17 protein-coding genes are annotated in these 21,931 nt (G+C 61.9%); 5 read left to right on the forward strand and 12 right to left on the reverse strand.

Annotation, left to right across the window (positions count from 1 at the left end):
* Window positions 1–49: 49 nt before the first annotated feature.
* The 10 genes from C8P69_RS21485 to C8P69_RS21525 form a co-directional block, all read right to left on the reverse strand.
* Window positions 50–769 carry a hypothetical protein gene (locus tag C8P69_RS21485; RefSeq protein ID WP_146167412.1) on the reverse strand — a complete coding sequence of 240 codons (720 nt, stop codon included), beginning with the start codon at window positions 767–769 and terminating at the stop codon, window positions 50–52.
* Between the two features lie 96 nt (window positions 770–865).
* The gene (locus tag C8P69_RS21490; protein ID WP_108179511.1) at window positions 866–1,180 is read right to left on the reverse strand and encodes a hypothetical protein; all 315 of its coding nucleotides are present in this window, start codon (window positions 1,178–1,180) and stop codon (window positions 866–868) included.
* Window positions 1,177–1,662 (reverse strand): hydrogenase maturation protease, encoded by a 486-nt coding sequence (locus C8P69_RS21495; protein WP_108179512.1) that lies wholly within the window; start codon window positions 1,660–1,662, stop codon window positions 1,177–1,179. Before C8P69_RS21495 ends, C8P69_RS21490 begins: the two co-directional genes overlap by 4 nt.
* Window positions 1,650–1,961, reverse strand: coding sequence for a hypothetical protein (locus C8P69_RS21500; RefSeq protein WP_108179513.1), 312 nt, complete (start codon window positions 1,959–1,961; stop codon window positions 1,650–1,652). Before C8P69_RS21500 ends, C8P69_RS21495 begins: the two co-directional genes overlap by 13 nt.
* Window positions 1,962–1,981: 20 nt before the next feature.
* Window positions 1,982–2,368, reverse strand: a complete 387-nt coding sequence (locus tag C8P69_RS21505) for a hypothetical protein (protein ID WP_245902177.1) — start codon at window positions 2,366–2,368, stop codon at window positions 1,982–1,984.
* 69 nt (window positions 2,369–2,437) lie between these two features.
* Window positions 2,438–4,036: a nickel-dependent hydrogenase large subunit gene (locus C8P69_RS21510; protein WP_108179514.1), complete on the reverse strand. Its 1,599-nt coding sequence runs from the start codon at window positions 4,034–4,036 to the stop codon at window positions 2,438–2,440.
* A 22-nt stretch (window positions 4,037–4,058) separates the two neighbouring features.
* Complete coding sequence (locus tag C8P69_RS21515; RefSeq protein WP_108179515.1) at window positions 4,059–5,021, reverse strand: NADH-quinone oxidoreductase subunit B family protein; 963 nt, start codon at window positions 5,019–5,021, stop codon at window positions 4,059–4,061.
* A gap of 225 nt (window positions 5,022–5,246) precedes the next feature.
* Window positions 5,247–5,492, reverse strand: coding sequence for a hypothetical protein (locus C8P69_RS23635; protein WP_146167413.1), 246 nt, complete (start codon window positions 5,490–5,492; stop codon window positions 5,247–5,249).
* Window positions 5,492–7,045, reverse strand: a complete 1,554-nt coding sequence (locus C8P69_RS21520; protein WP_245902178.1) for a sigma-54 dependent transcriptional regulator — start codon at window positions 7,043–7,045, stop codon at window positions 5,492–5,494. The genes C8P69_RS23635 and C8P69_RS21520 overlap by 1 nt, the downstream gene beginning before the upstream one ends.
* Window positions 7,046–7,809: 764 nt before the next feature.
* The gene (locus tag C8P69_RS21525; protein ID WP_146167414.1) at window positions 7,810–8,463 is read right to left on the reverse strand and encodes a hypothetical protein; all 654 of its coding nucleotides are present in this window, start codon (window positions 8,461–8,463) and stop codon (window positions 7,810–7,812) included.
* Between the two features lie 75 nt (window positions 8,464–8,538).
* Here C8P69_RS21525 and C8P69_RS21530 point away from each other — a divergent pair.
* From C8P69_RS21530 to C8P69_RS21550, 5 genes are all read left to right on the forward strand, one after another.
* Window positions 8,539–9,485 (forward strand): IS630 family transposase gene (locus C8P69_RS21530; protein ID WP_108179518.1). Its coding sequence is split into 2 segments (ribosomal slippage): window positions 8,539–8,878 and window positions 8,878–9,485, totalling 948 coding nucleotides; the frame shifts between segments, so codons are not numbered across the junction.
* 143 nt (window positions 9,486–9,628) lie between these two features.
* Window positions 9,629–10,828 (forward strand): efflux RND transporter periplasmic adaptor subunit, encoded by a 1,200-nt coding sequence (locus tag C8P69_RS21535; RefSeq protein WP_170118346.1) that lies wholly within the window; start codon window positions 9,629–9,631, stop codon window positions 10,826–10,828.
* 13 nt (window positions 10,829–10,841) lie between these two features.
* A complete protein-coding gene (locus C8P69_RS21540; RefSeq protein ID WP_108179520.1) occupies window positions 10,842–13,985 on the forward strand; it encodes an efflux RND transporter permease subunit in 3,144 nt (1,047 codons plus the stop codon).
* An 88-nt stretch (window positions 13,986–14,073) separates the two neighbouring features.
* Window positions 14,074–15,600: a TolC family outer membrane protein gene (locus C8P69_RS21545; protein WP_108179521.1), complete on the forward strand. Its 1,527-nt coding sequence runs from the start codon at window positions 14,074–14,076 to the stop codon at window positions 15,598–15,600.
* Window positions 15,601–15,840: 240 nt separating this feature from the next.
* Window positions 15,841–17,385 carry a glycosyltransferase family 39 protein gene (locus C8P69_RS21550; RefSeq protein WP_170118347.1) on the forward strand — a complete coding sequence of 515 codons (1,545 nt, stop codon included), beginning with the start codon at window positions 15,841–15,843 and terminating at the stop codon, window positions 17,383–17,385.
* A gap of 1,792 nt (window positions 17,386–19,177) precedes the next feature.
* Here C8P69_RS21550 and C8P69_RS21560 read toward each other — a convergent pair.
* On the reverse strand, window positions 19,178–20,470 hold the full coding sequence (locus tag C8P69_RS21560) for a sigma-54-dependent transcriptional regulator (protein WP_108179524.1): 1,293 nt from the start codon (window positions 20,468–20,470) through the stop codon (window positions 19,178–19,180).
* Window positions 20,467–21,885: a sensor histidine kinase gene (locus tag C8P69_RS21565; protein WP_108179525.1), complete on the reverse strand. Its 1,419-nt coding sequence runs from the start codon at window positions 21,883–21,885 to the stop codon at window positions 20,467–20,469. The genes C8P69_RS21560 and C8P69_RS21565 overlap by 4 nt, the downstream gene beginning before the upstream one ends.
* Between the last annotated feature and the right edge of the window lie 46 nt (window positions 21,886–21,931).

Below are 21,931 nucleotides of genomic sequence, written 5' to 3' on the forward strand. Positions count from 1 at the left end.
ACCATCGCCTCCGCGACGGCCTTCCTCTACGCAGCCGCCGCCATGGTTCTTATCCGCCGCATCGCGCGAGCGTCATGAGTTCCGGGACGGACTCTGAGGAGACATATTGCAGGGCATTACCGAGATTGTTCTGCAGCATGGCATATTCCACCGGCTGGTCGATCAGTGTCACGACCGACAGGCCTTCCTCGAAGGCGGCCACCGCCAAGGCCTCTCGCATTTTGCTCGCCTCATCAGTGAATGGCATGGAGAGGAAGGCGGTAGCCAGATTGTTCTGCAGGATAGCGAATTCCTTGGGATAGGCCTTCTTGTCAAACACCCGCAAAGCACGCTGATAGGCGCTGATCGCCGGCTGGATCGGCATTATGCGGATGCCAGCTAGGGTCTGGCAGATCAGCCCGAGATTCATCTCCGCTTCGGCAATTTCCGCATCCGAGCCTTCAGCGGTCAGCGTGGCAAGCGCCACCGTCATCTCCGCCTTAGCCTCTTTTATCTCGGCGGCGTTCTCCGAAGGAACAGCCATGAGAGCCGTCGCCATACGGGCCCGAATGCGCGCGGCTGCCAGCGCTTCGCCCGCAGGCACCAGCGTCAGCGCGGTTTTGTAAAGATCGACGGCAGCTAGCAAATCGGCTGGGTCACGCGGACTCTGCTGCAAGCCCATGGCGATTTCCATGAGCATTTGCGCCTTGTCGGCATCCGATGCGTCCGCATCCTCCACGGCAGCCAAAGCGGCATCAACCTGCTGTTTGGTTCGGCTCCCTACGGCCATTCTCTCCCCCGAGATGCATTGCATTCCGCAAGCGTTCTTTCCATAAGGGAAATCACGGAAGCAATCTTTTGTCCACTTTCTTTTTATTCTTGCATATTAACTTTGCATCTGGTCTGGCAACTCGGCGCAGAGCGCGCCTTGTTCCGAAATCCAGTGTGCGGGCAGTTCCTCTGCAATCAGATCCAGCCGGTCCTGATCCAGAAAAACGTCCCGCGCGCTGGCCACGCGGTCACCTTTTGCGTTGCGCAGTTTCAGAAGGCATCCGCCTGCCGTCGCTTGGTGCACCGGCATGACCAGGAGCCTATCGTCGCGAATCAGCACGATCACCGCATCGATATCGGGAAAATATGTCTGCACCACTTCCGCCGGAAGATAGACCGAACCATTGCGGACTGAAATAACTGCGCTCATGCCGACAGCCATCCACTTGCGCGAGCCTCGATCTGACCCGCGACGAGACCCACAGCGTGATCGACTTCCGGGGTTAGTTCAAACCCAAGATCAAGCGACGCCGCTTCGATCAGGAACACCGAAACCTGGCTCGGAAACGCTTCGCCATAGATCCGGTGCCCGGAATAAAGCGCGTGATCCCATCGGAAATCATGCAAGCCCTGTCCAGGCTTGGGCGGTGCAGCCAACACATCGCCGGGCACTTCATAGATTGAACCCGGCGCCCCGGATGGCTTACATGCATCGACGATGATGAGATGGCTGGCTCCACGCGCCTGATAGATAACGGCCATACCATCGGTCCCGGCATCGAACAGCCGGACCTCCCCCGGCACCCCGCGCTGGCGTAACAAGGCGATGACTTTTGGACCAGCGCCGTCATCGTTGCGATTAGAATTGCCGCATCCGATGATCACGATGTCAGGCCGTGTCAAATCCGCCATAGCCTGCAGGACCAGGTTGGCTCAACCGGCAGAATCAGTTCCGGCAAGTCGCAGAAACGCGCATGGACCTTATAGTACATGCAGGCTTCGCAAGATTGTTCTATGCCATCCACTTCGATGACATGATCGGTGAACCCGGCAATGATCAATTTCTCACTAAGATCATGTCCGGCCTCCACCTGAAGCCGGCGTACGATCTCATTCACGTCCTTGCTCGTCGTGGCACGCGGCCAGACCTCGGTTTTGAGGCCCGAAGCCAGCTTTTCCGCGATGGCTTTACGGAGAGTCTGGTCTTCCACTCCGGGCTCCCCCGCCACACTTAGATTCGCCAAAGGCGGCACCACCAATCCGGTTCCGCCGGCAGGTTGAGCTCCGGCAGATCGCACCAGCGCCGATGCACGAGGTAATACATGCATTCCTGGCAGCGCATCTTGTCTTCGCCATAGGGCTTCAACAACCAGCCCGAAATCACCAGCTTGGCACGCAATTGGTCAGCACTGAGTGGCCTGAGTTCGTCCAGCAGCTTGGCAAATTCCTTGTCCGTTTCCGGGAAGGGTTCGACCTTGGTGACCAGCCCGGCCGCGAACATGTCCTCGATCATTTTGATAAGTTGGTCATGGTTGGCATTGGCCGGCGTGACGCCGTATCTATTGATGAACGCCTGCTTGTCCGATGCTGACAATGCGGGTTCTGCAATCCCCGTCATGTTACCGCCTCCAGAATGGTATTCTTGGACAACCAAGGCCGTGATCAACCTTGGCTGCCTTGGTGGCGCTCACGCCGTCCGGAACCGGGCCAGCTCTTCACCGGTTGTAGCATCGTGCGCATGAACCGTACAAACTAGGCAACTGTCATAAGAGCGGCAAACATGGCCGACTTCGACCGGATCATGCTGATTCTTGATCGGCGTGCCGATCAAGGCTTCCTCGATCGGGCCGCGCTGGCCATCCGTCGATCTTGGGCCGACATTCCAAGTCGTCGGCGCAATGATCTGGTAATTCTTTATCTTGCCGCCTTCGACCTCGATCCAATGGCACAATGCGCCGCGAATGGCTTCGGTTGCGCCCCAGCCGCGGCCATCACGCTCGGTCGGCTTGATATACCATTCATCGTTGAGCTTGAACTCGCGCAGGATCCGTTCCGCCTCACGATAGAGGATGCACAATTCGTGCATGCGCGCGAAATGCCTGAGCATGATCGACGCGCCGCCCATCTTGCGGTACATATCGAGCACCAGACCATCCGAATGCTGGAAGGCCTGCCCCGTCGTGTTGCCCGCAATCAGGCGGCGGGCCAGCGGCCCGGCTTCGAGTGAGCCGCGCTCGGAATGGCGCACGGCGGTTGCCCAGGAATACTTGCCGTCCGGATCGACCGTGTTCTTCGAGATCGGCTTGGTGGTGCGGTCGAACGGATGCACAACCTTGCTTTCATCATACCAAGCCCGGGACATGTCTTCGCGGGTGAAGACATGCTCCATCGGCCCGAATGTGTCGGTCGCGCCGTCATAGGTGCCTGATTTCATGATTACTGCCGAGGAGCGGCCATCAATCGTCGGCTTCTGGTACTTATCTTCATGCGGCAGGTAGCCCCATGTGATGAACTTGCCATGGCCCTTGCCGTAATGCTGCAGGCCGATTTCCTTGGACATGCGCCAGAACAGCCCGAGATCGGAATTGGCATGTTTCGGGTTTTCCTCGATCCAGGCTTCGAACTGATCGAGCGTCTGGATCTGCTCATAGCGCTCCATCGAGCAGCCGAGCCAGAGCGGCTCGATCCAGTTCTGGCGGAAATGCTCAAGGATCGACCAGGCACGGGTCACGTCCGTCAGGGTCGGGGCGCACATCACGCCGCCCGGCACCATGAAGGAGGAATGCGGCCATTGCCCGCCGAGCAGTGCATAGATCTCGACCGGACGGCCGGAAATCGTCACGCCGGCCTCATAGGAGGTGCCGGTGAACGGCGAATAGCGCTTCACTGCTTCTTCGTAGAACTGGCTGTGCTTGTAGTTCTCGTTAGTATAGTCGATCATGAACAGGCCGTAATGATGCCGCGGCAAGGATTGCAGCGATTCCACGATCTGTCCGAGATTGCGCGCGAGGATCGCGTTGCGGGGCACGGTGGTGCCCCAGGCCGTGTCCAGCGCCCAGGCGGCGCAGGTCAGATGCGATGCGCCACAAATGCCGCAGGCGCGCGGGGTGACGACCAGGCCCGCTTGCGGATCCTTGTCCTTGAGGATGACCTCGAAACCGCGGAACAATTCCGCATGGGTCCAAGCGTTGGTGACGACCCCGTTCTGGATTTCGACCCGAACGTCAAGATCGCCTTCGACCCGGCCAACCGGCGAGATGTCCAGTGTTTGTACTGCTGCAGACATAACTTCTCTCCCTGTACGCGGATCAGACCACGAAAATGTCTTTTTCGGCCCAAGCTGGAGCCATGCCTTTGGCAGCGGCTGTCAGCTTGATATAGCCGGTCTTGTCCACGCCGGTCGGCATGTCTTTCGGAACGCCCATCACGGTCTGGGTTTTGAATACCGTACCCGGCGCCAGATCGAAGAAGGGGAATTCCGGCTCCGTGCAGCCAAGGCAGGGCATGCCCGCGCGCGTCTTGGAGGAATGCCGGTTCCACAGGATGCGGTTGCATGGGCTATGCGTCATCGGCCCGCGGCAGCCAAGATCGTAGAACAGGCAACCCTTGCGCTGACCAAAGGCTGTGGTGGAAACCTTATAGGCGAAATGCATGTTGCGGGTGCAACCGGTCTGCGTGAAGGACGAGAAAAAAGTCTTCGGGCGTTGAAACTCATCCAACGTCAAATCGCCGGCGCGCCCGGTCGCCACAGCGACGAGAATCTGCGTGACCCAGTCCGGATGCGCCGGGCAGCCGGGAATATTGATCACCGGCAAGCCTGATTTCGCAACGAAGCCGCCCCCGAGCGAGCCTCCCTTCTCACGCTTCAAGAACTGCATGCCTACACTCTCGGAAGGATTGGGAGCCATGGCGGGAATACCGCCATAGGTTGCACAATCACCGATCGCGACCACGAATTGCGCGGCCGCCGAAAGCTCCTTGACCCATTCTTTCATTGGGCGACCGCAGAAGCGGTTCCATTCGCCCGTACCGTTGGGCGCATTGACCACAGTGCCTTCGAACACGAAGATGTCGAGCTTGATCTCACCAGAAATGCATTTTTGCAGGATAGTTTTGACATTGTCGCCCAACTCGAGCCCGAGCGAGGGCTGCCAGAGAATGTTGATCCCGAAATCGGTCACGAGATCGCACGCGCTCGGCTCCTCCGCATTCAGGAACGACATCGTGTTCCCGGAGCAGGCACCGCCCTGAAGCCACAGAAGATTTGCCATGGTATTCTCCCCATTCTGCCGCTTATGCATTCCATTCAACAATCGACGCTCAGCCGATGAGCTGAGCAGGCTCAAGTTTTGACAGAGAAACGGAACCTCTGCAATCGCCTAAATTTACAGAAACATCATTTATTTTAGCTGCACTGCAGCAAAATCCACCCTGAAATGCATACTGTAAATCAAATATTCAGGCAAAATTGATTAGAAAGTTTGCTACTGGAAACTCTAGCGTTTGGAGCGCTGGCCACAAACCGGACAGTGAGTCTCATGGACAAAGCTGTACCAGATGCCTTTGCAGGTGTCGCACCAGCGACCCTTGGCACCGCGCGCCTGCGGGCCCATCGCTTTGGAAATTTCGGTGAGCCCGAGATTGCGGGCCTCGCCCCGCCTCTTGAGCTGGTCGGATTTCTCCCGCGGGAAGGTGATCACTACGGATTTTTGTGGTGTGCTTACCTCGTCATCATCAGGCATCAGCGTTTCTTCCGAGTAAGGTCATAGCGCTTAATCTTGTTCGCGAGCCCGACGCGGGAGAGTCCGAGGTCCTGCGCCACCTTGCTCTGGTTCCAATGGCTGCGGTCGAGTGCCTGCGCTACGATCGCTCTTTCGAGACTTTCAACCATATCTTTCAGGGTGCTGCCGACTGGCACGAAACCGCCAGTGCCCTCTTCCCGGATCGGGATCCGGGAAATTCGCTCCGAAAGATGACGCCAGGCGATATAGCCGCCCTGCTCGGCAACCGCGACCATACGCTGTACTTCGTTTTCAAGTTCCCGCACATTGCCGGGAAAGGGATAGGCTTCCAGACGTCGGAGGGCATCGGTTGTGACGCCAAGAACCCGCCTTCCCACGACCCCAGCATATTTCTCGACAAAGAACTGAGTCAGCAATGGAATGTCCTCCGGTCGCTCGGCCAAAGTTGGTACTTGCAACTGAAAACCACGCAGCCTGTAGAAGAGATCTCGCCGAAAGCGGCCTTGCTCGACCATGCCCTCGATCGATTTGTTTGAAGCGGCGATGATGCGGACATTGCTGTGGAGCATCTCGTCGGAACCAAGCGGTTTCACTTCACCCTCCTGCAAAAATCTCAGAAGGGCGACCTGGAATTGTGCAGAGATCTCCGAAATTTCATCCAGGAAAATCGTGCCGCCATCGGCCGCACGGAATAATCCGAGCCTGTCGGAAATCGCCCCAGGAAACGCGCCGCGGACATGTCCGAACAGTTCGGATTGTAGCACGACATCTGCAATCCCTCCGCAATTCTGAACATGCATGGGCGAGTTGCGGCGCTGGGAGTTGAAGTGGATGGCGCGCGCCAACAGCTCCTTGCCAGTGCCGGTGTCGCCTTGGATCAGCACGGGCATATTGGTTTTGGCAGCAATACGTGCTTCTTCAACCAGATCAGCCATCTTCGCGCTAACGAAGACCAGCCGCTCGAACTGCGAATATCCACCTTGTACCGAGCTAGTCAGACGTCCGGTAAATAGATCGTCGTCGACTGACAGCTTGAGCTCGCGCGTCAGAATTCTGTGCCGCCGCGATAGCTCAACCTGCTCCAGCGCGCGTTTGGTTGCCAATCGCAACTGCGCGGCGTTGACGGGCTTCTTCAAAAACACAAAGGCCGCAGCGCGGTCTGTCGCTCCAACGCCTTCCGCTTCTACAGCAGCATCAAACAGTGTGATACGCGCGCAGGATGGATATGCAAGGCGGCATCGGATAAGGGCGCTTTCATCGTCAGACACGGATGCTTGATAGTCATAGAGCATGAGGTTGACGTGTACCTCGTCAAGTCGGCGCATCGCGGCGCGATCATCGTCACAAAACATCAGACGATAGCCTTCAGCCTCGTTGAGCGCTGTCGAGGCGATTTCGGCAACCTGCGCATCATTGGATTTGATCAAGATGGTCTGAACATTGCTCATGGCGGCTCGCGGCTCGCCCAGCGATACATCGAAGCGCTCGGGCACAAACTTAGTTTGCAATCTGCATGAAGAGCTTGCAAAATCAAGCGTCTCGGCCAAAGCCATGCTGACAGTGTAGAACGGATCACCGGATTAGTTCGGCATCTGCTGAGATCAGAAGAGATGCTTTTCCGCTGCCGACCGGGTCGGACCCTGAGCATGAAAACGCAAGGCACGCTTCAGATTATTTGGCGTCTTGCACGCCTCGACATGCTCCCGGCGAAGGGCTTAGCGCGGGCCTCTCGCGACATAACACTAGACGGATACGCAACGCGGACGCTGTCAAGCAATGGCTTTAGCGTTTGACAGGAGGAGGGCTCTAAACGCGGTATTTTCCGATCAAACTCATGGCGGATGCCGGGCGCGGCGTTGTACTAGCGTCGGCACATGAAGTCTTAGCGCCGCCCACCGTGCTGCAAAGAGCAGATACTCATGTTCGATGTTCACGATTCAGCAGGTGATTTGTTTGAAAGGCACCAAGCTAGGTGCGGCCTGTAGTTTGTGATTGCGCGCGCTGTTGTTCTCATTCGTTTCGATAACATGGGCTCGCCGCAATCTGCGGAGGGCTGAGGGAGCGGCATTCTTGCAGCGAGCGTCAGCAGATCGGCGGAAGCTTTGGGAAAACCGCCGACCCTTCGGCACCAGCCAAGCCGATTGCATCCTGAAGAGGCCAGAGACAGTTTTTCAAGCTTGACGATGACCTCTGTTCCATCCCGGACGACGATTCGAAGTCGTCAAGCAGGAGGGGGCGCGGCTGAAGCGCACGACAAAAGGCCGGGCGCGAAACCCTCAGGTTCCCTCCCGGCCTTCCGTTGATCATGAACGGTCACTCACTCGGCGGCGATCACCGCCTCATTGCTGTCCGTCTGGCCCTCATCATTGTCAGGGCCATGGACGCTTTCGAGCGCCTGCCCGTCATCCTCGCCTTCGTCGCCAAGGGGTTCATTGTCGCCAATGACACCGTCGGCGTCCGCTGCCGCTTCGCTTGTTGTAGCGATGGTAGCGGTCTCGATGCGCAGCGCAGGCGGCAGCCAGCCCTTGCCCTGCAAGGCTTCCTGCGCCGTCTGAACCGCCTCGGCCTTGGGGACGCCGAGGATTGCAGAGGCAATCTCCGGAGCGCATCCCGCCTCGGTGACGGCGCTTGCCATCATCTTCTTGGTGATGCGTTTCAGGAAGGTTTCGGTTGGGCTGAACCATGCCGCCATGTCGAGCGACACGGCCTCCGCGATCCGGTCGGCAGTGGAGTTGGGCTTGCTGTCGAAGCGCACCGCGTCCAGCTGATCGGCCACGCAAGTTGCCAGAACGTCCAGCAAGGTCTTGCGCGAAGCCGCAAGGCACCACGCCAGAAGCTCAGTTCGATCCGTTGGCAACTTCGCCTGCACCTTCTCTTGCGCTTCGGCCAGCGCCGTGAAGGCGGCGGCGTTGTCCGGATCGACCTTGGCTGACGAATGCCCTTGCTTGGTTCCGCTAGAGCGGAACCCCATCTGATTGAATCGAGAGGGATTCCCAAATCAGGCTCGAAGTGATTCAGACTGTCTGCCGGATGGAGGCCGGCGGACATGTCGAGAGCGCTTTCCGTCGATCTTCGGGTTCGTGTTTTGGGGGCTTTGGCGGCAAGCGCGACGCATCGCGAAGTTGCAGATCGTTTCGGCGTGAGCGCGGCCAGCGTCAGCCGCTGGCGCAAGCGGCAGCGTGATCAGGGTGATCCACGCCCCAAAGCGCTGGGCGGCGACCGGCGCTCGGGTCGGATCGAGGCCCATCATGAGGCTGTCATGGCGGCGCTTGGACCAGGCCGGGACGCCACCATCGAGGAGATTCGCGCAAGCCTCGCGGGTCAGGGCCTCGTTTTCGGCTTCGGCACGATCCAGCGTTTCTTCGCCCGTCACGCCATCACGCGTAAAAAAAGACCGCGCACGCCACCGAACAGGATCGCCCCGACGTCCTGATCCGGCGCGAGCAATGGTTCGAGGATCAGCCCGACCTCGATCCTGACCGGTTGGTCTTCATCGACGAGACATGGGCCTCGACCAACATGGCGCGCCGCCATGGGCGCTGCCGGCGCGGCGAGCGGCTTCGGGTGGGCGTGCCGCATGGCCACTGGAAGACCACGACCTTCGTTGGCGCACTGACCCTTCGCGGCTTCATCTCTCCATGGGTACTCGACGGGCCAATCAACCGGGACGCCTTCGAGACCTATGTCGCCAAGGTGCTCATCCCCGAACTCCGGCCTGGCGACATTGTCGTCATGGACAACCTCTCCAGCCATAAAGGGCCGCGTGTCCGCGAAATGATCGAGGCGGCAGGAGCTGAGTTGCGCTACCTCCCGCCTTACAGTCCCGACTTCAATCCCATCGAGAACGCCTTCGCAAAGCTCAAGGCGCTGCTCCGAAAAGCCGCCGAGCGCACCATCAACGGCCTGTGGAACGCCATCGGCCGCATCATCGATCTCTTCCCGCCCGCAGAATGCGCAAACTACTTCAGCGCTGCTGGCTACGATGCAACCTGATCGGATTCTGCTCTAGTCGATGAATGTTGCACTGCCTCCGAGAAACTTTGGGATATCTCCAACGGGCAAAAAGCCGGAGTTTCCGTGACATGGCTTGGCAAATGTGTTCAAGAGCCGCCGCGGGATTCGTTGTGGCTGCCGCCATGACGGCTAGCCCCGCTGCGGCGGTAGACCTGTCCTTCCTCAAACGCCTCTTCGGAAAGAGCGAACCGGCCGCAGAACAGCCGGCCGTGGGCTCCGATCGCGTCACCCAGGTCAACGGCCGCTTCCGCATTTCCGAAGCCGACTGGTCGACCTTCGCCACCCAGAAGGTCGAGGCGCGCGTCTTCCGCGAGCAGATCATCACCGAAGGCCGCCTCGCCATCGACGAGAACAGCGCCGTCCCGGTCATCTCACCCTATGCCGGCCGCACCACCCGCGTGCCCGTCATCGCCGGCGACGTGGTGCGCCGCGGCCAGCCGCTGCTCTTCATGCTCGCCAACGACATGGTGTCGACGCAGAACGAGTTCGTCGCCGCCATCTCCAATCTCGACAAGGCGGTGGCTCAGCTCCGCCTCGCGGAGATCAACGAGAAGCGCCAGACCGATCTCTTCGCCGGACGCGCCGCCCCCCAGCGCGACGTCGACCAGGCGCGCGCCGACCTTGAGAATGCCCGCGCCGACCACCGCGCCGCGGTCACCGGGCTCGAGGCCCTCGAGAACCGCCTGCGCCTCTTCGGCAAGACCGACGCCGAGATCGCCCGCTTCCGCGCCGACCGCCGCATCAATCCCGAGATCGCTATTCCGGCTCCGGCGGACGGTACGGTCGTCTCGCGCCGTGTCAGCCCCGGCCAGTTCCTGTCCGGTGGCGGCGAGCCGGTCTTCGTCATCGACGATCTTGACACGCTCTGGCTCAACATCTTCGTGCGCGAGGAGGACGTGCCGCGCGTCCGCCGCGGCGCACAGGTCGAGTTCCGCGTCATCGCCCTGCGCAACCAGGCCTTCGCCGCCCGCCTCGACTTCATCAGCGCCAGCATCGACACCACCTCCAAGCGGCTTCTGGTCCGCGCCACGGTGGACAATCCGCAGGGCATCCTGAAGCAGCAGATGTTCGCCAACGTTGCCATCCAGGTGGGCCAGGCGGTGACGGCGCCCGCGGTGCCGCGCAATGCGCTGATCTATGAGGGCCCCATTGCCCGTGTCTGGATCGCCCATCCCGACAAGACCGCGGAACTGCGGCGCGTCACCCCCGGAATCACCGACGGGGACCAGGTGCAGATCGTGCAGGGCCTGCAGGGCGGCGAGGAGGTTGTCGTCCGGGGCGCGCTCTTCATCGACCAGATGACCGCCGCGTTCCGCCGCTGACCGGGCCGGGCACATGAACAAGATCTTCGAGTTCGCCCTGACGCAGCGGATCCTGATGGTCCTGCTGGCCGGCGTCCTGTGCCTTGCCGGCTCCATCGCCTTCATGCGGCTCAACATCGAGGCCTATCCCGACCCCGTGCCGCCGATGGTGAACGTCATCACCCAGGCGCCAGGGCTCTCCTCCGAGGAGATCGAGCGCTACATCACGGTGCCCATCGAGTCGGTGACCGCCGGCCTGCAGAACCTCAAGCTGATCCGCACCACCTCCGTCTTCGGCCTATCGGACGTGAAGCTGCAGTTCACCTATGACGTCACCTACGAGGTGGCGCTCCAGCGCGTGCTGAACCAGCTGTCGCTGCTCTCGGGTCTGCCCAACGGCGCGCAGCCGCAGATCTCGCCTCTCAGCCCCATCGGCGAGATCTTCCGCTATCGCCTCGTCGGCCCGGCCGACTATTCGGTGACCGACCTGAACACGCTGCAGAACTGGGTGCTGCAGCGCCGCTTCCGCTCCATCCCCGGCGTCGTCGACGCCATCGGCTGGGGCGGCAAGAGCAAGGCCTACGAGGTCACCGTCGATTTCAACAAGCTGCTCGCCTATGGCCTGACCATGCCGCAGCTCATGTCGGCGCTGCAGAATTCCAACCAGAACGTCGGCGGCAACACCGTTTCGCTCGGCGCCCAGTCCGGCGTCATCCGCGGCGTCGGCCTCATCTCGTCGCTCGAGGACCTCGCCGACACCTTCATCGCCAATGTCGGCGGCACGGCCGTGCGCGTGCGCGACATCGCGACCGTCACCATCGGCCACAAGACGCGCCTCGGCATTGCCGGCCAGAACAACGACGACGACATCGTCCAGGGCATCGTGCTGATGCGCCGCGGCGAACAGAGCCGCCCGACCATCGAGCGCGTGCTGGCGGAGGTCCAGCGGATCAACAATGGCGGCATCCTGCCGCCGGGCGTGCGCATCGAGCGCATCTACGACCGCAAGGAACTCATCGACATCACCACCCACACGGTGCTGCACAGCGCCTCCTTCGGCATCGCGCTGATCTTCATCGTGCAGTGGCTGTTCCTCGGCAATTTCCGCTCGGCGGTCATCGTCGCGCTGACCATCCCCTTCGCGCTGGCCTTCGCGGTGACGCTCATGGTGGTCCGCGGCGAATCCGCCAACCTGCTCTCCGTCGGCGCGGTCGATTTCGGCCTGATCGTCGATGCGGCGGTCATTATGACCGAGAACATCTTCCGCATGCTCTCCGAACGAAGTCACGAGAAGGAGACGCATGGGATCAAGGAGGATGCATCAACCGATCTGCGCGGCCGCATCCACACGATCCTGACCGCCTCCAACCAGGTCGGCACGGCGATCATCTTCTCCTGCCTCATCATCGTGACGAGCTTCCTGCCGCTCTTCACCATGCAGGGCGTCGAGGGGCACATCTTCTCGCCCATGGCGAAGACCTATGCCTATGCCCTGTCCGGCGGCCTGATCTGCGCCTTCTTCGTCACCCCGGCGCTCGCCGTCTTCCTGCTGCGCGGCCACCTGTCGGAGAAGGAGACCTTCATCGTCCGCGGCATCCGCGCCGTCTACGAGCCGATGCTCGCCCGCGCGGTCGCCCATCGCGGCATCACAATGGTCTGCGCAGTCCTGCTGCTGGCCGTGTCGCTGCTCGCCGGCCGGACCCTCGGCCTCGAATTCCTGCCGAAGCTGGAAGAGGGCAACCTCTGGATCCGCGCCACGCTGAACCCGACCATCTCGCTGGAGGAGGGTAACCAGTACGCCAACCGCATCCGGCGTGTGATCGCCAGCTATCCGGAGGTGCAGAGCGTCGTCTCCCAGCAGGGCCGCACCGATGACGGCACCGAGGTGGCCAGCTTCAACAATGTCGAGTTCTTCACGCCGCTCAAGCCGCCCGAGCAATGGCGCAAGGGCGTCGACAAGAGCAAGCTGATCGAGCAGATGCTCGCCGAGCTGACGCGCACGTTCCCGGGCGTTGATTTCAACTTCTCGCAGTATCTCGAGGACAATGTCTCCGAGGCGGCCTCGGGCGTGAAGGGCGAGAACGCCATCAAGCTCTTCGGCAACAATCTCGAGGTGGCCACCGAACAGGCCGAGAAGGTCCGCCGGGTGCTCGCCAGCGTGCGGGGCATTGACGACCTCGCCGTCTTCACCGTGCTCGGCCAGCCGACGCTGACCATCCGCATCGACCGGCTCGCGGCGGGGCGCTACGGTCTCAGCCCCGGCGACATCAACACGGCCATCCGCACCGCGATCGGCGGCGACACGCCCGGTGACTTTTTCGAGCCCGGCAGCGACCGTCGCTTCCCCATCATCGTCCGCCTCGCGCCAGAGTTCCGCCAGAGCCCCGAGGCCATCCTCAACCTGCGCATCGGCGCGGTCGATGGGTCGGGGACGGTCACGCAGATCCCGCTCAGCGAGGTGGCCTCCGTCAACCTCGTCTCCGGTGCCGCCGCCATCTATCGCGAGCAGCAGCAGCGCTACATCCCCATCCGCTTCTCGGTGCGCGACCGCGATCTCGGCTCCGCCATCCAGGAGGCGCAGACCAAGATGGCCGAGCAGGTCCAGCTGCCTGCGGGCATGCGCATGGAATGGGCTGGCGAGTTCGAGAACCTGCAGAACGCCATTGCGCGCCTGCAGGTGGTGGTGCCGATCACCCTGCTGCTGATCGCCTTCCTGCTCTTCGCCAACTTCAACTCCATCGTCGACACGCTGCTGGCGCTCTCGGTCGTGCCGCTCGCCATGGTCGGTGGCATCTTCTCGCTGGTGCTGACCGGGACCCCCTTCGGCGTCTCCGCCGCCATCGGCTTCATCGCGCTGGTCGGCGTGTCGGTGATGGAGGGCATCATCGTCATCTCCTACTTCAACAGCCTCGTGGGCGCCGGCCGCGACCGTGTCGAGGCGGCGATCGAATGCGGTCGGGTGCGCATGAGGCCTGTGCTCATCACCTGCGTCGCGGCTTGCGTCGGCCTCCTCCCGGCGGCTCTCAACACCGGCATCGGCAGCCAGGTGCAGCGCCCGCTGGCCTTCGTCGTGGTCGGCGGCATCCTCGTCGCGCCCTTCCTCATCCTCATCATCCTGCCGGCCCTGATCGCGCTGGTGTCGCGCCGCACCCGCGACGAGAGCGAGGTGGTCACATGAGCCTGGGGATGGACGAACCGGGCGGCGCGACGCCGTTTGACTTCGCCGGCGGGACTTGCGTTGGTGGGGACATGTCGCGAGTGCGTCCATGACCGGCCTCCCGCTCCACCGTCGACGCGCCTTGTCGGGTGTGTCGCTGCGCGTGCTGCTGGCCGCGGCCCTTGCCGCCAGCCTTGTCGCACCCGCATGGGCCGAGGGCGCACCGCGCCCCGCCCAGCGCAGCCGCGTGGCCGCGCAGCCCGTCGGCGTCACCTCGCTCGAGGCGGCGCTCGCCCGCGCCTTCGCCAGCAATCCCGACATCCAGGCGCAGCGCGGGCAGGTGCGCGCCACCAACGAGACCATCGCCCAGGCCCGCTCCGCCGGCCTGCCACAGGTCAGCGCCACGGCCTATGCCGGCGTGCTGGCGACGCGCTCGATCATGCGCGGCCCGCCGAACACGGTCGACAGCGCGACCCTCGGCCAGCGCGGCGTGGCGCTCACCGCCACCCAGACCCTCTTCGACGGCTGGCGCACCCAGAACTCCGTGGTCCAGGCCCAGCGCCTGACCGAGGGGCAGAAGCAGCAGCTGCGTGCCATCGAGCAGTCCATCCTGCTCGACGTCGCGACCAGCTACGTCGCGGTGCTGACCGGCCACGCCCTGGTCGATGTCCAGCGGCGCAATATCGGCTTCCTCTCCACGACCCTCGCCAATGCGCGCACGCGCCTCGCCTCGGGCGTTGCGACCCCCACTGACGTGTCGCAGGCCGAGGCGCGGCTGAGCCGCGGCCAGGCCGATCTCAGCGCGGTGGAGGCCGATCTCCAGATCGCCCGCGATCGCTTCGCCCGCCTCGTCGGCGCGCCTGCCGGGGCGCAGCTGCGTCCGGTCCGGCCGCTGCAGGCGCTGCTGCCGCAGAGCCGCGAGGCCGCTCGCGACGTCGCGGGGACGGGCAATCCTGCCGTCCTCGCCGCCATGGAACAGGTGCGCGCCGCCGATGCGGCCGTGCGCATCGCCCAGGGGCAGATGCTGCCGCAACTCGCCGTCCAGGGGCAGGTGTCGCGCGACTACGACACGGCCACCGACACCCGCCGCGTCGACAGCGCCCAGATGGTCGGCCGCGTTACCGTTCCGCTCTATAGCGGCGGCGGTCAGGAGGCGCAGGTGCGGCAGGCGCAGGAACTGCTTGGCGCCGCCCGCCTGCAGCTCGATTCCGCCCGCCTGCAGGCCCGCTCGGCGGCCTTCGCCGGTTACACGGCCTATCTGAACGCCGGCGCGACCATTCGCGCCGCCACCGCCGAGTCGCAGGCGGCGCAGGTCAGCGTCGAGGGCATGCAGAAGCAGGTGGACGCGGGTGTACGCACCCTCGTCGAGCTGCTCAACGCCCAGCAGGACCTCGTCATCGCCCGCGGCCGTCTGATCCAGGCCCACGGCGACCGCATCGTCGCGACCTTCACCATCCTCGCGGCCACCGGCCGCCTCGAGCCGGCGCGGCTCGGCATCGCCAGCCTCGTCCCGGCCGGGCAGCCGGTGGCGCCGGCGCGGTCGGACTGGGATGTGCGCGGCGATGCCTGGCACGACCTCAGGACCGTTCCGCCGGCCGAGACGCGGCCGAGCCAACAAAAGCGCAGTGGAAACTGATCGCAAGACATCCAAACGGCTCACCAGAGCGTTTGCAGCGTGGCAAGGCCCTTGCGCTCCAGCCCGGTGACTGCCATTAGGCCCCTGCTCTTGCGCAGCCTTCAGCAGTTTCGTTTGCAGTGTAGCAGTCTTAAGCGTAGACGCCTTCCACACCAAACGTTCTCAGGTTGTCAATTGTCAACTTCGCCCATTATCTGGCGTTCGCCGGCCTGCAAGACGGCGGCGAACTTGCAGCCCTCGTTGGCCGTTCTATTGGCCAGGCATGGCAATGCGATCTTCTGGGCGTTGGCGTTGATCCATGCCGCGGTCTCGATCGTGGCACCCGCCATCGGCTTCCACACCCTGCCGCGCGACACGATCGAGGGCTTCCTCTGGGGCCGTAGTTTCCAGTGGGGCTACTTCAAGCACCCGCCGTTGCAGGCATGGGTCCTTGGCTGGAGTGAGCAGTGGGCTCCGGCCGCTCCCTGGCTTGCCTATGTCTATGCGCAAGCCTGCGTTCTCGCGACACTCTTCGCCATCTGGAAGCTTGCCCGCACCGTTCTGGGACCAGCTGCCGGGGTGGTCGCCAGTATCCTCAGCCTCGTCGGTATCCACTACTACGGCCCGCCGATGGCGACCTTTACGCCGGACACGTTGTCGGCTCCGCTTTGGGCCCTCACGGGTCTGTTCTGGTGGCGTGCGGTCGTCCAGCGCCGGCCGCTCGCGTGGTTCGCTCTTGCGCTAATTGTCGCCATCTCGGTCTATGCGAAGTACGTCGTGCTGTTGCTAGTCGGCGTACTGGGTGTACTGACCCTCTGCACTCCCGAGGGCCGAAACGAACTTCGACGTCCCGAACCCTGGCTTGCTCTGGTCGCCGGCCTCCTGCTGGTGGCCCCGCATGTTGGGTGGGTCATCCAGACCGGCGGGTCATCCCTGGCCCACGCGATTTCGACCGATGCCACTGCTGACTCGCTGGGAATGCGACTGTGGTTCGTTTTCAGCTTCTTCGCCGCACAGGTGATCGAGCACAGTGCGCTCATCGCCCTCCTGATCCTGTGTATTGGCGTCGGGCGAGCGCGCCCACCGGCCGAGTTGATCATCGAGGAAAGGCCTGTTCCAGAACGCGAGCGCACACTGCTCCTTGCCATGGCCTTTGCGCCGATCCTGATAGCACTAGTGACAAACCTTGTTGTGGGTGGAGAATTTCGTCAGGGCCGCGGAACTGCGCTTTTCGCCTTCTCTGGAATCGCAGCCCTCATCATTGCAGGTCCCATTCTGAAGATTGGTCGCCTCAAACTGGCGGCGGGCGTCGCACTCGCTATCGTCTTCGCACTCCCGGTGATCAATGCCGGGCACCACTACTTGCGTCTCGCGTGGGGTGCATCTCACGTACCGACGCTATATCCGGCCAGAGCGCTCGCATCGGAGCTCGAGGGACGCTGGGCGGGGCGGACAGACCAGCCGCTGCGCATCGTCGTAGGCGAGCGCTGGCATGCGGGAAACGTCGCCTTTTATGCGGGTGCACGGCCACAGATCCTGCTTGACGGTGACTTCGGGATCTCGCCTTGGCTCACTCCGGAACGCCTCTCACAGGAGGGAGCACTCTTCGTCTGGAAGCCCGACGACATAGCTACGCTCCAACGTTTGAAGCGGCTGGTGCCAGACCTTGAGCCTCACGGATACGCGTATGGGCCTCCCAGTGGTCACCGAGGGGTAGCCATCCGTCTTGCGTACTTCATTCTGCTGCCGGATGAACCGCAGTTTACTGAAGCAGATGCGACATTGTTTGGCTCCTCAGCCCAATGAGATGTCTTTACAATATGGTTCCGTGATAAGGGGGGTATACTCGCCCGGCGGCGGCGTCACTGGCAGATCAGCAAATAGCTTTGCCATAGGCTTTGATCGCGGCCCGGCGCCATCAGCCCTCCAGGATAGACATTTTTAGGAGCGCACCGACCTCCGTTGCATCGGCGCGTTCGTCTTGCAGGACACACGCCGAGTCCGGCAGGCGTCCCCACCTGCTAGCCGCCACTGAGATTGCGCAGCGATCTTCGGAAGGCATGGGATCATAGCGGAAGGGGTTTCGACTTCCCCACCGGCGTCCGCTTAGCGGGCGACGGAGCTCGACCCGCCGAACGGGCAGATCAAACGGCACTTCCGCGCATCGCTGCGCTGAATTGTTCGCCATCATTTACGGTTAGCGTGACAAGGCGCCCGTGATGATGAACGCAATGCCGAACGCAAGCAGGCCCAGGACGGTCCCATGGTACGTCACAGCGACCAACGAATTGTCGAAGAGGCCACGCGCTTCCTCGCCTCTAGGAAGTGCAACGAGGATCAAGCCCAGCCCAATCACTGTGAATAGGACACCTAGGATCATCTCACTCCCCATTATTCGGCAATGGCATGCACACTAGCGCGTTTGTGGAAGACAACGAACGCCCACCCGCCAATTCGGGAAACGAAGCCAACGTTGGGATCCAAGACACTGCAATGCCCGTCATATGCCTAAAGAAGCAGGCGCAAAAAATCTGTAAAGCTGACGTGCGTCTTCAATGATTTCAGCTGATTGCGCTGTCGCGGAGCGCCCTCAAGGCGTGTTCTAGCTCTTGATCACCCCAATACGACCAACTCTCTCCGGTAACATAGGCTACTCATTAGCGGACTACGATAATCCAGTGCCGCCCTGCGTCCCGTTCCCACGGCGGCTTGCTGGTTGGACGCACGCTCGACTAAGTCTGATGGCGTCGATACATGAACCCCGCCAGCGCTCCGCAGAACATCAGGATTGCCCCCACGCTGTCCGGCAATCTGAGGAAAATCCACAAAGCCAACGCAAATGGAACGGATAGAGCCAGCCCAGCTAGCGCGCCTTCGAAACCTCCACGACCAATCATCAGGGGTGTTATCGCGACGGGGAGACCGAAGCCGCAGGCGTTCCCCGAACTGCCAGGACCCGTGGGCGGAGTGATATCTTGTAATGCGAAACAAGACCGCCACAGGGTCGCACAAAGATCCCTGGAAGACACTGGGACAAAACAGCACGCCGCGCGCATGTTGGTCCATTTAGGCCCGTTAAATAGAATGGCCGACGGATAAAGCTACGAGCCTGCCTGACTTGCCTGTTTGTTGTATCAGCGGTTCAATAATAATACTCTTCTGAAGCTCGAGGCGATGCCTTATGCGCATGCCGCGCTCGCTTTTGTGTCGGATCGTTCAACGCAAGCCAATCGACGAGCCGAAGTCGTTTCACTGGGTCGATTAAAGCTTCTAGAACATGAGGTACGCACACGTAGAAGTACCCTCGCGCATATCGTTCGAACACGAAACCTTTGAACTCAATACGCATCTGTTAGCCCGTTGTGGAGGAGAGAGTCGTCACCGCAATTTGGTCCACCAAGGATAGGAGGGGTGGGCGATAGCCTCAATCGTCAAAGCAGATCCAGGGAGCCTATCGAGTTAGCCTTTTGGCTTAACCCGTGGGGGAAATTCGCCAGACAGAACGAAAGGCACCTGCGAATGAGTAGAACGGGCCTTGGCGTAATCCTTTCTACTATTTAGGAATGTTGTCTCGGCCAGAAGATTACGACCGGTATTTTTATTTCTTTTGGCGTCGGCTCCACAAAGTAGTCCGGGATATCCCAAGGGCGCGTGCGGCTTCTCCGATCCTACCGCCAGAAGCAACGATGGCTTTCTCGATAGCGTCAGCTTCCGCCGCGCGTCGCGTTGCGGCCAACGCGGTCGTGGACTTGCTTTGCAGACGCATCTCCGGGAACAGGTCTTCGGCTCTCAGAACGGTTCCCTCTGCAAACACCAGAGCACGCTGAATGCGGTTGCGCAGTTCGCGGATGTTGCCTGGCCAATGGTGGCTGACAAGCGCCGACAGTGCGTCATCGGAGATGGCCGCCTTGGCTGCCCCGCTGTGCTCCGCCTCACACAGGAATGCTTCTGCCAGCGCAGCAATCTCGTGACGCCGTTCGCGCAAAGGCGGGATAGCGATCTCAATGACGGCGAGGCGATAGTAGAGATCGTCCCTGAACAGGCGCCCCTCTCGCAGACCTTTCAGATCGGCATTCGTGGCGGCCACGATCCGGCCCTGGAACCTCTTCGATCGGCTCGCCCCGACGGGGCGATAGTCACCCCCCTCGAGGACCCGCAGGAGAGCCGACTGAAGCCGCAGGTCGAGCTCCCCGACTTCATCGAGGAACAAGGTGCCATCTGCGGCCTCTTCGAAATAGCCCTTGTGCGCGTAGGTCGCGCCCGTGAACGCTCCCTTCTCGTGACCAAAGAACTGACTTTCCAAGAGCTCTGCCGGGATCGCCCCGCAGTTCACCGCAACGAACGGTGCCTTCGAGCGGAGAGATTGGGCATGAAGTTCCCTTGCTGCGACCTCCTTGCCCACACCCGTTTCGCCAACGAGCAGAACCGGAAGATCGGACCGTGCGGCTCGTCGGAGGTCGTCACCGCGATGCGCGGAAGGGGACGCGGCGACTTCCGGCGATTTCCATCGTTCGGTCGCCGTGCGGCCTGTCAGGCTGGCCCTGATGGTGGCGACCAGTTCATCCACATCGTAAGGCTTGATGATGTAATCATCAGCGCCGGCCTTGACCAGACGAACCGCTTGCTCGACCTCCCCGAAGGCCGTTGCAAAGACGATGGGTGTGTTTCCGAGCCACGGCTGGGCGGAAATGAAAACGCTCTCGCCTGAGCCGTCGGGCAGCACGATGTCCGACAGCACGAAGTCGAACGATCGCGTCTGCAACGCACCAAGTCCCTGCTGACAAGTCTTCGCCCACGTCGCCGTGAAGCCCTCCAGCGTCAGACGCTGGATCATTGCTCCCCCGAGAATCTCGTCATCCTCGATCAGGAGCACATTCGGCCCGGCGGTCATGCGGGCATCTCCGCAGTGCTCTGTACTGGAAGACGCAAGGTGATCGTGGTGCCAGTTCCCGGGATCGACTGGATCGATACACGACCACGCAGATTTTCGACAAGCCGGATCACAACCGCGACACCAAGCCCTGCGCCAGTGGCCGGAACAGAGCCACCTTCGATGCTCTCGGCCATCTGCTGGTCAATTCCCCGGCCTTTGTCCGCAACGCTCACCAACAGGGTCTCCTGGTCAAGCTTTGCCGAAAGTTCCACGACGTCTCCATCCGATGAGGCCCGAACCGCATTGAGCAGGAGGTTGAGCAAGATCTGACGGACATCCAGCGCCGGAACTTGGACAGGGTCTGGAATGTCTAGATGCAGGTCCAGCTTCACGTTCCGCGATCGCCCATCGGCGTCGATGAGCAATCGCAGGTCCTCGAAATCGGCCAAGGCGAGCGGCCGCCACTCTGGGCGAGCACGATACGTTTCCAGGGTGGCGTCAACGACATGCTGCAGGGCGGAGATACCCCGCTCGAGAAAGAGCACGGCGTCGCGGCGTGGCTGTTCCTGGTCTCCGAAGCGTTTGAGGGTGCTTACCGCGGTCCTCATTCCGCCGAGCGGATTGCGGACCTCATGAGCAACCGTCGCCAGGAGGCGACCGAGATCGGCGGCACGCTGCTGTTCGGCCAGGTGCTCCAGAACCTGGTCGCGTTCAGCAACAGCGTGCACCATCGCGTTGAAGGCATGGATCATCCGCTCGGCTTGGGCGTCGTTCGTCGGAATCTCCTGCGGGCCAATGGGGCGGACAACGCCGAGCGCAGCATCGTAAAGCCGCGTCGCAACCATTGTGACAGGCCTCTGTATGCGGCGAACGATGAAGAAGCCGGCCACCGCGCACAATCCGCTGAATGCAAGGTCGATGGCGAGCAGCGACCAGCGCACCATGCTGCGCCCTGAATACAATGCCGAGGTATCGAGATTGGCTGCCACGGTGCCATGATTCATCCCGGAGCTGATGAGGCGCCTCCACACCCATTTCGACCCGTCGTCTCGGAAAAAGGCGCCTTGCTCCACCGCCATAATGGCACCGGGAAGTGGCTCGTCCGCCGCAACGTCTTGACGGCGGATCTCGATGACCGGCCCTCCTCCAGCCTTGATGAACACCAGACGGCGTTCGGCAACATCCGTTTGGAACGCCATGGCCTGCGAGAGCGCGCTCCTGGTCCCCCGATCGTCGCCGGCGAGGACGTGGGGCAGAAGGGAGGCGGACAGTCCATCGAGATAAGTCTGCCCCAAGGCGTCGACGAGCCGGTCCGTTTGCCGGCCCATCAGGGTCACGGCAGCTTGGGTGGAGGCGACAGCCACGATGAAGATCATCGCGGCCGCCAGGAGCGGCAGCCGAATGGCAACGGGCAACACGAGCGCTTTCGCCACCTCGAGGCTCTCCAACACCAGACAGTGGCGATGAGCCTAACCCGGT

This window comes from Phreatobacter oligotrophus (genome assembly GCF_003046185.1).
Classification (GTDB): Bacteria; Pseudomonadota; Alphaproteobacteria; order Rhizobiales; family Phreatobacteraceae; genus Phreatobacter; species Phreatobacter oligotrophus.

What these genes read in the sequence shown, in the direction of transcription:
- C8P69_RS21485 (WP_146167412.1), bottom strand. Translation starts at nt 769, where the DNA reads ATGGCCGTAGGGAGCCGAACCAAACAGCAGGTTGATGCCGCTTTGGCT.
- C8P69_RS21535 (WP_170118346.1), top strand. Translation starts at nt 9,629, where the DNA reads ATGACGGCTAGCCCCGCTGCGGCGGTAGACCTGTCCTTCCTCAAACGC.
- C8P69_RS21560 (WP_108179524.1), bottom strand. Translation starts at nt 20,470, where the DNA reads ATGACCGCCGGGCCGAATGTGCTCCTGATCGAGGATGACGAGATTCTC.
- C8P69_RS21505 (WP_245902177.1), bottom strand. Translation starts at nt 2,368, where the DNA reads ATGACGGGGATTGCAGAACCCGCATTGTCAGCATCGGACAAGCAGGCG.
- C8P69_RS21495 (WP_108179512.1), bottom strand. Translation starts at nt 1,662, where the DNA reads ATGGCGGATTTGACACGGCCTGACATCGTGATCATCGGATGCGGCAAT.
- C8P69_RS21520 (WP_245902178.1), bottom strand. Translation starts at nt 7,045, where the DNA reads ATGGCTTTGGCCGAGACGCTTGATTTTGCAAGCTCTTCATGCAGATTG.
- C8P69_RS21545 (WP_108179521.1), top strand. Translation starts at nt 14,074, where the DNA reads ATGACCGGCCTCCCGCTCCACCGTCGACGCGCCTTGTCGGGTGTGTCG.
- C8P69_RS21525 (WP_146167414.1), bottom strand. Translation starts at nt 8,463, where the DNA reads ATGGGGTTCCGCTCTAGCGGAACCAAGCAAGGGCATTCGTCAGCCAAG.
- C8P69_RS21510 (WP_108179514.1), bottom strand. Translation starts at nt 4,036, where the DNA reads ATGTCTGCAGCAGTACAAACACTGGACATCTCGCCGGTTGGCCGGGTC.
- C8P69_RS21540 (WP_108179520.1), top strand. Translation starts at nt 10,842, where the DNA reads ATGAACAAGATCTTCGAGTTCGCCCTGACGCAGCGGATCCTGATGGTC.
- C8P69_RS23635 (WP_146167413.1), bottom strand. Translation starts at nt 5,492, where the DNA reads ATGCCTGATGATGACGAGGTAAGCACACCACAAAAATCCGTAGTGATC.
- C8P69_RS21490 (WP_108179511.1), bottom strand. Translation starts at nt 1,180, where the DNA reads ATGAGCGCAGTTATTTCAGTCCGCAATGGTTCGGTCTATCTTCCGGCG.
- C8P69_RS21515 (WP_108179515.1), bottom strand. Translation starts at nt 5,021, where the DNA reads ATGGCAAATCTTCTGTGGCTTCAGGGCGGTGCCTGCTCCGGGAACACG.